Raw genomic sequence first — 13,060 nt, forward strand, 5'->3', positions numbered from 1 at the left:
GTTGGGGGTAACCAAACAGGAAATATTCTTTGTTCTTATACCCAAAACCGGAATGTCATGGAAAAAATTAATGCGCTCGCGTTGATAAACAGGGAGGTTGACAAGCGAAGACTGTCCCCGGCAGATGTCGCGCATCTGCTCAATATGAATTACTCGACCATCTACGTTACCCTCAAGCGTAAAAACATTACCGTAAATGACCTCGCCAAATTCTCCGAGGCGTTTCAATACAACTTCTTCAAGGAAATCGCGGACCACTACTCCTTTGCCGAACCGGCTGAACCGGTCAACGAGGAGATGATTGCCCTAAAGGAGAAAGTCAAAGATCTGGAACAGGAGGTCAACTTCCTGCGCCGCACATTGAAGGATTTAATGGGGAAATAAGATGCGGAAATACCCTTTACATATCATCGCAATCATCTTGTTGCTGATATCGGCAGCTGGTTGCAATAAATCCGGACAGGCGCATCCATCTGTCATTTACACCACCGAAAACGCCCTGATAGTGGACAGCAGTTGCGTGATATTCGTCGCACCGGACACAACCGAAATCGCCCGCATGCACGCCCAAAATTCGGAAGAGGACTATCAGGCTTGGGTCGATCAGATGACCTGGTATCCCGGCATTGCCCGGACCGCCCTGCACGGCATGGGCATCAACACGATGACCGTCCATGATAAGAAATACCTCGTATTAAATCTTTCGAAGAAGGAAGAATTCGTGATGAATCCTAAAAAGATTTCGGGCGACATGGTGTTATTCAATAAAAAGAAGAAGCCGTTCGTAGTCAACTCTGCCGACTTTGACGCAAACAAGGGATTTATCCTGAAGTATTTTGACAAATAACGAACGTGGTTTCTGCGGCAGAAAATATTACACCGGCAAAGCTCCATATACCTGATACCCTTGAATAACCTATGAAGAAAATTTCGCTGCTTATCTTTTTAGCCCACTTCATACTACTGACTGTTGCACAAGCTGCGCCTTACCAGTCCTTTGACAATGTAGCGTTGAATAACGACGCTTCGGTGGTCAACTGCTTTATCCAGGACAAGCAAGGGCTAATCTGGATGGGGACGGATAAGGGATTGTTCAGCTACAACGGGCATACCCTGCTTCCGCATTTCCCATTTTCCCAAAACAAACAGGAATCGGGCTCGATGATTAACTGCGGGACATTGCTCGATGATGAGCGTCTGTGTCTCGGTGCGGATAATGGTCTCCTGTTTTACAACCTGAAGATCGATTTATACGAAAGCCGCCCTGTGAAATTCCCGACAGACATCCGCTCGATGGCACTCTCGGGCAAGATGCTTTGGATCGGAACCTTAAACGGGCTTTTCCGTTACGCGATAAACTCCAATCGGATTGAGAATGTCAGTCAGCAGAAAAATGCCGGTATCCCCCACAAAGCGATTTACTCGATACTTCAGACCACTGACCACACCCTGTACGTCGGTACCTATAACGGCCTCTGCACCCTCGCTCCTAACACGAACAGGTTTCAGACCATAGCTCTTCCGGTCTATTCCCCGAAGAACAACCTGCTGGTCAATTCCCTGCTGGAGGATGCGGAGAACCGCTGCATCTGGATTGGGACGGAGGGATACCTTTTCCGCTATTTTCCCGAAACCAAAAAGATTGAACACATCCCAGCCTTCGACGGAAACTCCATCAAGTCACTGGCGATTGACCAAAATAAAAACCTGTTGCTGGGTACAGACAACGGCCTCTACGTCTATAACCGTGCAAACAACGAGGTGAATCATCTCCTGCACGACTCCCGATACAGCCAGTCCCTGTCCAACAACATTGTCTGGAGCATCTTTATTGACAAACAAAATAACACCTGGATTGGAACGGACTACGGTGTCTCCCTCGCCCGCTCCAACAAAGAATACCAATACGTGCCCATCTCCCGGGTGACCGGAATGGGGGACGGAAATAATTTGCAGGTCATTTTCAGGGATTCGCGCAACAACTTCTGGTATGGAGGTACGAACGGGTTGATTTTCAGTCCGGCGGATGGCTCCGGCAGCACCTGGTACAAGATGGGGGAAAGCCGCAACCCGATTTCTCACAACCGGATTCGCTGCATATATGAGGATCATACGCACAACCTGTGGGTGGCGACAGACGGCAGCATCAACCGTTTCGACTACGACAAACGTCAGTTTGTCCATTACAACATCGTGGATAAAAGCCATACGAGAAACGCGCAATGGGCGTACAACATCATGGAAGACAAACGGGGTCGGCTCTGGATTGCAACGTGCCTCGGAGGAATCTTCGTGGTGGACAAAGCGAAGCTGCTGGCCAGCGCGGACAAGACCTACATAGCCGAACAAAACTTCTACAAAAACGGCCGCAGCAACGGCCTTTCTGACAATTTCATCAACCAGATGCTGATGGATTTGCAGGGAAATATCTGGGCGCTGACCTACAACGCGGGATTCAACAAAATAGATACAAAAAGCGGACGGGTTACCCATTTCAATATTAAGCCCAATGAACCGGGGAAAAATGCCAGCTGCATGATTCGTGACCGGGAAGGCTTTATCTGGTTTGGGTACAATGGCGGACTCACCCGCCTCAACCCGCGCACCAACGAGAGAAAAGACATCGAGCCGGGTGGACTGAAAAACCTGTTTATCCGCGTATTGACTGAGGAAGACGGTCACATTTGGGTAACGACTTCGGAAGGAATCTTTGTGCTGGATAAAAAGAGTTTGCAGATTCATGCGACTGACCTTATCAATAAATCCTACTCCTGCAGCTTTTACGATACGGCCAATCGCCAGATTTATCTTGGCGGTGTGGATGGGTTTCTGGAATTCTCCCCCTCCATTGCAACCCAGAAGACAACACCACCGGCCATAACACTGACGGCTCTCTATGTCAATGACCATTTATTCAAAACCGGAAAGGATTACGATGGGCCTAGCATCCGTTATGCCGATGAGGTTACATTGAAATACAACCAGAATAATATCTCGTTTGAATTTTCCGACCTGAACTTCTCCCGCGAAAAGAGCAAAAACTACCTCTACCGCGTGGATGGGGTGGATGATGAATGGCGCTCTACGCAAAATCTTACAGACAAAATTACCTATACCAATTTGTCTCCGGGTAGATACAATCTGAGTTTCGGACGGATGGCTCCGGATGGTTCAATAATAAAATCATCGTTGGATTTCCGGCTGATTATTACCCCGCCGTGGTATCTGACTGTATGGGCAAAACTGTTTTATGCACTTTTGTTTGCAGGCTTTGTGGCTTGGTGCATCAACTATTACCGAATCCGCCAACGCATCAAAATCGAACGGTTCGAGAAGGAGAAAACGCTGGAACTCTCCCGGATGAAGATTGACTTTTTCACGCACGTATCACATGAGTTCAAGACGCCGTTGAGCCTGATTATTGCACCGGTCAGCAAACTGCTTGCCGAGACCAAACAAGCTCCCCTGAAAAAGCAGCTGGAGCTGATTCAGCAAAATGCCCTGCGATTGAATAGCCTGATTCAGCAGGTGATCGGATTTGAACGGTTCGACGGTTCGGCTGATGCAACTCTGATTCCTTCGAAAGCTGAGTTTGTGGAATTCGCCCGAGGGATATTTTCGGTCTTTGAAGAGGCCTTCAATGCCCGTCACCTCAACGCCCGGTTCGTAACTTCAAATGAGAAGATTTGGGTAAAGATGGATGTACTGAAAATGGAATCGGTGCTAACCAACCTCATCTCTAATGCCAGTAAATATTCGCGGGAAGGAGGTGAAATTAGCTTCGAAATATCCATTTCCCCGACTGAAAGTAATCAGCTCGAACTGAAAATCAGCGATACTGGCATTGGCATACCTAAGGCAGATTTGCCATTTGTCTTTGACCGTTTTTTCCAATCAAGAAAGACGGTCAATGATAAGGAGGGGTCCGGTATTGGGTTGTATCTGGTCAAGAACTATGTAGAGCTACACGGCGGAACGATTTCTATTACTTCCGAAGAAGATAAAGGGACTACCCTGACCATCATACTTCCGGTTATCGACCCGGAGTTAACCGATCAGCATAATTTACCTGGTATTGAAAAACCGGATGCAACGGACCAACCGTTGATTCTGATTGTGGAAGATAATCTCGAAATCAGTGAATTTATCGCCCAATCGCTTTCCAATGAATTCCGCTACGAACTGGCACATAACGGAAAAACCGGGTTGGATATGGCTGTGACACTAAAACCTGACCTGATTATCGCCGATGTGATGATGCCGGTCATGGATGGGATGGAGATGTGCCGTCTGCTGAGAAAGCAACACAACCTGACAGCTGTACCCATTATCATGCTGACAGCGAAGGACGACAAAACCACCGAAGAGCGAAGCCTTCAGCTGGGTATAAATGCCTTCGTACCGAAACCCTTCGAACCGAGGTTATTGCAGCTGCGTATCCGTCAATTATTGGGTGTACAGCAACAGCTGGAGAGCCAGGTTCGCCTAAAGGCCATTGCAACGCCAAAAGAAATCGAGGCTGAATCGTGGGACGAAAAGCTGCTGAAAGAGATCACCTCCATCATTGAAGATCATGTGGATGATCCCGATCTGAATGTCAATAAGCTTTGTGAATATACCGGCATTAGTTCAAAACAAATCTACCGCAAAATAAAACAACTCACCGGGCTGCCCCCGGTTGACTACATCCGTTCCATCCGGATGAAGAAGGCAGCCATGCTTCTCGCCCAGAAAAAATTCTCGGTGGCAGAGGTGATGTACCTGGTCGGATTCTCTAACTACTCCTACTTCTCCAAATGTTTTCAGACCAAATACGGCAAAACACCTAAACAGTTTATGGATTAAGGGATTAACCTGATACAATTGTCTTTTTTGTTACTCTTTATGTCCGATTTGTGCTTGAAACAGGCACGACTCGGACATTATTTTTGCATTGTTGGTTCTGACGCAGAATGTCATCAAAAACCTGTTTTAAACTTTCACTAACGAAAACCTCAGTTAGTAAAAACAGGCAGCATTCTGATACAGAACTGATGATGTTTTTTTGTATCGTGATGTCATCTTGTCATTAGGTTAAGTTGAATTTCAAACCTAAACCGGACCTAACCTGATTCTACAATTTAAAGGAGCAACATCATAAGCCGTTTCTGAAAAACCCTTTACTCTCTATAATTATGAAAACTTTGGAAGACCTGAAAATTCAATTACAAAAAACTGCTTCAATTGAAGACTCAATTGACATCCGGATCAGGATGATTGAACTGATGCGCGAGAACAAGGACTATGACCATTCTATTTCTCCGGTTTCAGATTTGTTGATGCGTGTTCATCAGGATCAGAAACTGAAATTCGAATCCTAATTTCCCATTTGGCTATCACGCATAAATAAGATAAAAAGCCGGTTCTGATAACCGCTGCTGAATCCGAAAACCTTCGGTATAAAATCTCACATTAACTAAATCCATTTATTTACCATGAGAAAAAGTTTCTATTTGAAAAACCTCTCACCTCTTCGTATCGCGATGGTAGCGGTTGCTCTTTGTGGCACTCCGTATGCTATTCAGGCCTCATCAAGTGCCGTTGAGCAAAACGCTCCGTCAAAAGGCCAACATAAGATAACCGGTACGGTCAAAGACGAGCAGGGCACGCCACTTCCCGGCGTACATATCAAGGTACAGGGCACTACCCTGGGAACCATTACGGATTATAACGGACAATTCTCGCTAAACCTACCCAATGCCGGTTCTCCAATTGAAATCTCATTCATCGGCTACCAGACTCAGCTTCTCTCAACCGGGGGAAAAAGCACCCTGATGGTAAAACTTCTGCCGGACACCAAAAAGCTGGATGAGGTCATTGTGGTCGGTTACGGTACCCGTAAAGCCAAAGACCTGACCGGAAACATCTCTACTGTTAGTTCACGCGATTTTGAGAAAGCCCCTGTGACCAATGCCGAGGCATTGATTGCAAACAAAATATCAGGCGTTCAGGTATTGCCTAGCAGCGGTAAACCGGGTGCGGGTAGCTCATTCCTGATTCAGGGTGGTGCTTCACTGAACGCATCAAATAACCCGCTCATCGTAATTGACGGGCTTCCAATCGAAGGCGGAAATAACGGCCCCGGTATCCTCAGCCAACTCAATCCAAGCGATATCGAAAACTTTACCGTACTGAAAGATGCTTCGGCTTCAGCCATCTACGGTTCACGGGCATCAAACGGGGTTATCCTGATTACCACCAAGAAAGGCAATAAGGGTAAAATGACGATTGACTTTACCAGCAATATGCGTGTATCTACGCTGCGCGAAAAAGTATCCGTCCTTTCGGCAGACCAGTATCGTGCACTCGCAACAGAGCTGGGTAGCGCAATGAAAGTGGCTCCCGGAACCGCCAATACCGACTGGCAGGATCAGATTTTCCAGAATGCATTGGCACAGGATTATAACCTGAGCTTAAGCGGAGCAACAAAAACGCTTCCTTACCGGGTTTCATTTGCCTATACCAATCAGGACGGTATCCTGAAAACCGGCAACTACGAAAGAGCAACTGCTTCAGTTAACCTCAATCCATCATTCCTGAATGATAAACTGAAGGTAAACCTGAACCTGAAAGGTTCGTACGAAAATGAACGGATCGCCAATCAGAGTGCTATCTGGGGAGCAACAACCTTTGACCCGACCCAACCGGTTCGCGTGGATGACCAGACTTACGGCGGATACTTCCAGTATACAGATTTTAAATCTAATCCGGCACTGACCAACATTAACCCGGTGAGTATGCTGGAGCAGGTGAATGAACGAAACAAAAACTTCCGCAGTTTGGGTAACATTCAGGCTGATTACAGTTTCTTCTTTTTGCCGGAACTTCACCTCAACGTAAATGCAGGTTATGATGCATCCAGAGGTCAATATACTTACTTTGCTCCTGCAACCTATTTCGCTCAATTGCTTTCAGGAGGTAAAAAATATAATGGTAATCCTTCGGCATCATCATTCAACAAACTGTTTGAATCTTATCTGTTCTATTCAAAAGAACTATCCAATCTCAAAAGCAAGATGGATGTAACAGCGGGATATTCTTACAACGACTTCCTGACAACAAACTACTACTACCCGACATATTCAGCTGATGGAACGCTAATCGCAAGCTCGGTACCAACCTATGCGTTTGATAAACCGAGCCACTCCATCGTATCATTTTATGGTCGATTGAATTATACCCTGAATGATAAATACCTCTTCACAGCAACGGTACGCGATGATGCGTCATCCCGCTTTGCAGATAAACACCGCTGGGGTATCTTCCCTTCTATGGCATTGGCCTGGAAGATGAAACAGGAAAGTTTCCTAAAGGATATAAAACCTCTGTCTGACCTGAAGCTGCGCATGGGTTACGGTATCACCGGCCAACAGGACGGTCTTGCCAACTACTACCCGATCAAAAGATACACCACGTATGGACTGGGCTCACAGTACACGATCGGCAACACTGCATATACAACGATTTTCCCGCAGGTTTACAATCCGGATTTGAAATGGGAGCAAACTTCAACAACAAATATCGGACTGGATTACGCCTTCCTGAATTATCGTATTACCGGTAGTTTGAATTTCTACAACAAAAACACCAAGGACCTGCTGAATGCAGTTACTGTTCCTTACGGTTACAGCTTTAGCTCTACCATGATTAAAAATATCGGTTCTATGGAAAACAGAGGAGTGGAATTAAACATCAAAGCGACACCTGTAAAGACGGAAGATTTGACATGGGACTTAGGTTTCAACGCAACTTACAATAAAAACAAGATTACCAAACTCAGCCTGATTGACGACAGCAGTGTCGGACTTTTCAGCGACAAGATACTGGTAAATACGGTCGGTTCGGCATACAATACCTTCTACCTCTACCATCAAGTGTATGATAAAAACGGGAAACCAATTGAAGACCAGATGCTGGATGTAAACGGTGACGGTTTGCTCAATGCGAAAGACAGATACGTAACCGGCAAATCATCGACACCGAAGTACCTGTTGGGCTTCAACACCAACTTACAGTACAAGAAATGGTCAGTAGGAACTTCGTTCCACGCCAACCTGGGTCATTACGCCTATTACATGCCACAGGAAAATTCAGTAGCGATGACCGGATGGACGACCTCCCAAAACCTGAATACTTCGTACTACAAATCGCAGTTTCACAATACAGACCAATACGAAGGCTACAGCGACTACTATTTGCAAAATGCCTCATTCCTGAAAATGGATAATGCCTACGTCGGATATGACTTCGGCAAACTCCTTCACAAAGTGAGCCTTAAGATGAACCTATCGGTACAAAACATCTTCACCATTACCAAATTCACAGGTCTCGATCCGGAAACCAACAGCGGCTACCAGAATGCCTATCCGGTGCCACGTGTATTTGCATTTGGTCTGAATATGAACTTTTAACCTTAAACAAACACGAGTATGAATTTCAAGAAATATATCACAACCGGTCGTTTGGGACTGATACTACTGGCAATGATTATCGGTTTTAGCGCATGTACCGATGATTTGGTAAAAACGCCGACCAATGACCTTACCGCAGACAAACAGTTCCAATCGGTAGCGGGATACAAACAAAGCCTGGCATCCATCTATTCCAATATGATTTACGGTTCATTCCTCCGTCAATACTGGGGAATGCAGGAATACACCACCGACGAGGCGGTAAGTACCTGGAACGACGACGGTGGAAATGCCGTTTTCCATCAATTGGCATGGAGTGCCGATGCACCGGCTATCACCTACGTTTATTCGAGTATGTTGATGACCATCACCTATTGCAATAACTATCTGAATGAATCGACCGATGCAAAGATTGCATCCCGGGGCTTTACTAGTGCTGATGTTACTCAGATTAAACAATACACCGCGGAAGTACGCTACCTGCGCGCTTATTGCTACTGGGTGTTGATGGATTTATACGGTAATCCACCGTTCCCGACTCCGGATGATTTGGGCTTTTCCTCACCGAAACAAATCAAAAGAGCAGACCTGTTCAACTTTATCGAATCGGAACTGAAAGATATCGAGTCGCAACTTGCCGACCCACGGACCAACGAGAGAGGACGTCCGGATAAGGCTGCAGCCTGGGCGCTATTGTCAAGAATGTACCTCAACGGAACAGTTTACACCGGCAATGATTATTACACACAGGCCATCACCTATTGCAACAAAATCATATCAGCCGGATATTCACTCGAAAGCCATTACAGCTGGCTGATGCTGGGAGATAATAACAAAAACACCAACGAATTTATCTTCACGCTGAATTACGACAATACCAATGAAACCTGGAACGGAACCAACTTCATGGCACTGGGTGCTGCCGGAATACCGGCTTCTATCAACGGACTGTCAGGTAGCTGGGGTAACTTCAGAATGACGCAGCAAATACCGGCACTCTTCCCGACAGCGGATACCACAATGGATAAACGCGCTGAATTCTATACAACCGGTCAAAACCTGGAAGTAAACAACGTAACCATCAGTACTGACGGATATTCGGCCTTCAAATACCGCAATGTAAACCGAGACGGAAGTGCTATTGTACAGAACAACAGCTACAACAACCTGTCGGACATCGACTTTCCGGTGTTCCGCCTGGCTGAAATTTACCTGACTTATGCTGAAGCGGTATTGCGTGGCGGTAGCGGTGGTAGTGCAGCTACAGCATTGAGCTATGTCAACAAAATCCGCGGAAGAGCTTATGCCAGTGATCCGTCAAGTACGCAGGGAAATATCCAGCAAACCAACCTGACACTCGACTTTCTCCTGAAGGAAAAAGCCCGCGAGTTTTACTGGGAAGCGCAAAGACGTACCGACCTGGTTCGTTACAACAAACTGACTACAAGTGATTACCTCTGGGCCTGGAAAGGAAACACACTGGCTGGTAAAGCGGTGGACAGCAAATACAACCTGTTCCCGATTCCGACTTCAGACTTGTTGGCTAATCCTAACCTCAAACAAAACGACAACTATTAATCGTCTGACATTTAGTCTTTAATTCAAAATGAGAACAAAAATGAAGAACATCATATATAAGCTTTCAGCATTGTTTGTGGTTTTGGTTGCGCTCTATTCGTGTACCGACAATGACATGAAGTATATTGCAACAATGCCCGAAACCGGTAAATTTGCTCTTACCCCAAGTGATACGGCTCTTGTCCTGAGTAAAACGGATGCATCCACCCACACCGCAATCAGCTTTAAATGGGATTCCCTTACTTACGGGATCAGCACTCCGGTGACCTACACCATCCAGATGGATACGCTGAACGGAGACTTTTCAACACCTGTTGAAGAAGAGGTGGCCGTCAACAAATATTCGATTTCCTATACCGACTCTGTATTGAATAAGAAGTTGTTGAACCAGTTAAAACTGAAAGGTGACGTTAAATCAACCGTTCAAGTTCGGTTAAAGGCTTATATGGCATTTGGAAACAATCCGGTGTACAGTAACGTGCTGAAGATTGGTGTTACCCCATATAGCGTTGTCAAACAAGCTGCATTCCTCTATATGCCGGGAGTAAGTGGTGACTGGAATGACTATTCGGTCAAATTATGTTCAAAAAACAATGACGGCAACTACGAGGGATTTGTAAATGCCGCACAGTGGGCAAACTTCAAATTCTCCGAAAAAGCAGATGGTGGCGGTGCCTGGTATGGTTCCAGCCCTAGTGGCCTCTATACGTTGGATGGAACATCCGGCATGTGGAACATCTGGTTTGACGAAGGTGGTTATTTCCTCGTCAAGGCCAATACCAACAACATGACCTGGAGCAAGACTGCCATCACCTCCTTTGCCGTAACCGGTGAATTCAACGGATGGAGTCTGACTGCTACTCCAATGACCTACGACTCCTCAACGAAAAAATGGAGCGTTACCTGCAACATCTCCACCGTCCTTTATGGCATTCAGATTATTGCCAATCAGGATTGGGGTTCCAAATATGGCGACACGGATAAAAACGGTTCGCTGGTATTGGGTGGAGACAACATCGTGATTTCGACTCCGGGCACATACACCATTACCATGGATCTGAGCCACCCTGAAAAGTACACCTACACTATCAAATAACACACACTATCTACTAACAACCCCCGCTATGGCTTACCTCCGGGTAAGTCATAGCACTTTCTGAACCAATTGAAAAGATGAAGCATTTTAAGATAAGACCTTTTTATCCGAATGTTATGATGAAGAAGCTCAACCAGCTTATTTCCCTGATGACTATCCTGTTGATTCTGCCACAAGTCTCCTACGCTCAGTTTGCCAAAGGGGCCGATGTCAGCTGGCTTCCTCAGATGGAGACAAGCGGTTACATTTTCCGTAATGATAAGGGTCAAAAAGAGGATTGCCTGTCCATTCTCAAAGAACACGGCATCAATGCTATACGCCTGCGCACGTGGGTAAATCCGAATGACAATCCGCAAAGCGGTCATTGCAGCAAAGAGGAAACCGTGGCGATGGCAGTTCGGGCAAAAAAACTGGGAATGGACGTGATGATTGACTTCCATTACAGTGATTCGTGGGCCGACCCCAAGCAACAGGTAAAACCCAAAGCCTGGGAAGGATTAAGCTTCGACCAGTTGAAACAGGCGCTTTACGATTATACATTTGACGTCATGACTGCGTTAAAGAAAGCAGGCGTGACTCCCAAATGGGTACAGGTGGGTAACGAAACTCCCGGCGGGATGATTTATCCGGAAGGTAAGATTGAAAACTGGGGACAACTGACACAGTTGATCAACAAAGGTTACGATGCCATCAAAGCCGTTTCACCGGAATCCAAAGTCATCCTACACGTGGACCAGGGCAACAACAACGAACGTTTCCGCTGGTGGTTTGACAATGCAACGAAGTACAACGCAAAATACGACATCATCGGTCTTTCTTATTATCCCTACTGGCTCGAAGGAAATCCCGACTACAAACTTTCCATCAATGACCTGGGAAATAACCTGAAGGATATGGTATCGCGCTATAACAAAGAGGTGATGGTCGTAGAAGTAGGCGGCGAAGACACCAAAGTGCAAAATACCTACGACATGCTCAAAGCAGTTATCAAAAAGGTAAAAGAAGTTCCTGCCCGCAAAGGTCTTGGCGTATTCTACTGGGAACCGCAAGGCGCCCGCAGATGGAGCAAATACGAACTAAGCTGCTGGGGCAACGATGGCCGACCGACCAAAGCATTGGATGCATTCAAATAATTTGGACTGAATAGTATCACCTATTCATTACGCGTCAAGCGGCCTTAAGCCGCTGAACGCTATAACCCCACCCCGGCAGCGGCTCTAAGCCGCTTGCCGGATTATCAGAACAGTTTTTCTTTTCTGTTTATAATCCACCCCTAAATCCCCTACATTTGTGTCATATGACAACGAAGTAGGGATAATAGAAGATAAGTTCTTTGAAATTATTGTTATAATAGATGATATTTGGAATCTTAGCAGCAGCCTCACGAAGTGAAGGCGGAGCGTAGCGAAGCCTGAACGGAGTGAGGCTGCTGCTAAGAAGTTTTGTTTATTAATCCTACGATTATGATTAACAATTCAGCTCTCCAGAAATGGGATCGTCTAAAGCAAAAACAGTTAGATACGCAATTCATTAATGAACTTCAAGCTGGCATGAACTGCTCTATGTTTGAGGCCAAAGCCATCCTGAATGTGGTTTACAAAACGTACCAACCCTTTTTTGACAACCAAGCCAGTATGAAACCGGGACAGATCTGCTTTGAAGTTGTTGGAATTGAAAACTCACCAAAGAAAAGGCTATCTGAATGTCAGATGAAGACCGTAATGCTCACCCTTGATTCGGGGGAAGAAGATCTTCTGGTTCGTGAAAAGAACGGTGTAATTGCCCTCCGGCAACATCGTCTTATCCGCATCTGCAACGAAGCTTTCCAACAAGGTGGATTACTAACTGTCGAAGACCTGGCGAACAGGTTACTCAACTGCGGTGAGAGTACCATTAATCGCGATATTAAGGCGTTAAAGCAACAAGATATAGTCTT

9 protein-coding genes are annotated in these 13,060 nt (G+C 46.0%); all 9 read left to right on the plus strand.

Features of this window, described 5'->3' with window-relative positions:
* The first annotated feature begins 57 nt into the window (after window positions 1–57).
* The gene (locus tag MLE17_RS17700; RefSeq protein ID WP_243350097.1) at window positions 58–384 is read left to right on the plus strand and encodes a hypothetical protein; all 327 of its coding nucleotides are present in this window, start codon (window positions 58–60) and stop codon (window positions 382–384) included.
* A gap of 1 nt (window position 385) precedes the next feature.
* Window positions 386–847 carry a hypothetical protein gene (locus MLE17_RS17705; RefSeq protein ID WP_243350098.1) on the plus strand — a complete coding sequence of 154 codons (462 nt, stop codon included), beginning with the start codon at window positions 386–388 and terminating at the stop codon, window positions 845–847.
* A gap of 71 nt (window positions 848–918) precedes the next feature.
* Window positions 919–4,845, plus strand: a complete 3,927-nt coding sequence (locus MLE17_RS17710) for a hybrid sensor histidine kinase/response regulator transcription factor (RefSeq protein WP_243350100.1) — start codon at window positions 919–921, stop codon at window positions 4,843–4,845.
* Between the two features lie 329 nt (window positions 4,846–5,174).
* The gene (locus tag MLE17_RS17715) at window positions 5,175–5,360 is read left to right on the plus strand and encodes a hypothetical protein (RefSeq protein WP_243350101.1); all 186 of its coding nucleotides are present in this window, start codon (window positions 5,175–5,177) and stop codon (window positions 5,358–5,360) included.
* 114 nt (window positions 5,361–5,474) lie between these two features.
* Window positions 5,475–8,450: a SusC/RagA family TonB-linked outer membrane protein gene (locus MLE17_RS17720; protein ID WP_243350104.1), complete on the plus strand. Its 2,976-nt coding sequence runs from the start codon at window positions 5,475–5,477 to the stop codon at window positions 8,448–8,450.
* Window positions 8,451–8,468: 18 nt separating this feature from the next.
* On the plus strand, window positions 8,469–10,028 hold the full coding sequence (locus MLE17_RS17725) for a RagB/SusD family nutrient uptake outer membrane protein (protein WP_243350105.1): 1,560 nt from the start codon (window positions 8,469–8,471) through the stop codon (window positions 10,026–10,028).
* Between the two features lie 40 nt (window positions 10,029–10,068).
* Window positions 10,069–11,124, plus strand: a complete 1,056-nt coding sequence (locus tag MLE17_RS17730) for a DUF5111 domain-containing protein (protein ID WP_243350106.1) — start codon at window positions 10,069–10,071, stop codon at window positions 11,122–11,124.
* A gap of 116 nt (window positions 11,125–11,240) precedes the next feature.
* The gene (locus MLE17_RS17735; protein WP_243350107.1) at window positions 11,241–12,257 is read left to right on the plus strand and encodes an arabinogalactan endo-beta-1,4-galactanase; all 1,017 of its coding nucleotides are present in this window, start codon (window positions 11,241–11,243) and stop codon (window positions 12,255–12,257) included.
* Window positions 12,258–12,587: 330 nt separating this feature from the next.
* The coding region (locus MLE17_RS17740) for a DUF1670 domain-containing protein (RefSeq protein ID WP_243350108.1) at window positions 12,588–13,060 on the plus strand (473 nt) is incomplete at its 3' end.

Origin of the sequence: Parabacteroides sp. FAFU027, assembly GCF_022808675.1 — a bacterium.
Lineage (GTDB): Bacteria > Bacteroidota > Bacteroidia > Bacteroidales > UBA7332 > CAXXIC01.

What these genes read in the sequence shown, in the direction of transcription:
- MLE17_RS17725 (WP_243350105.1), top strand. Translation starts at nt 8,469, where the DNA reads ATGAATTTCAAGAAATATATCACAACCGGTCGTTTGGGACTGATACTA.
- MLE17_RS17715 (WP_243350101.1), top strand. Translation starts at nt 5,175, where the DNA reads ATGAAAACTTTGGAAGACCTGAAAATTCAATTACAAAAAACTGCTTCA.
- MLE17_RS17705 (WP_243350098.1), top strand. Translation starts at nt 386, where the DNA reads ATGCGGAAATACCCTTTACATATCATCGCAATCATCTTGTTGCTGATA.
- MLE17_RS17710 (WP_243350100.1), top strand. Translation starts at nt 919, where the DNA reads ATGAAGAAAATTTCGCTGCTTATCTTTTTAGCCCACTTCATACTACTG.
- MLE17_RS17730 (WP_243350106.1), top strand. Translation starts at nt 10,069, where the DNA reads ATGAAGAACATCATATATAAGCTTTCAGCATTGTTTGTGGTTTTGGTT.
- MLE17_RS17700 (WP_243350097.1), top strand. Translation starts at nt 58, where the DNA reads ATGGAAAAAATTAATGCGCTCGCGTTGATAAACAGGGAGGTTGACAAG.
- MLE17_RS17720 (WP_243350104.1), top strand. Translation starts at nt 5,475, where the DNA reads ATGAGAAAAAGTTTCTATTTGAAAAACCTCTCACCTCTTCGTATCGCG.
- MLE17_RS17735 (WP_243350107.1), top strand. Translation starts at nt 11,241, where the DNA reads ATGATGAAGAAGCTCAACCAGCTTATTTCCCTGATGACTATCCTGTTG.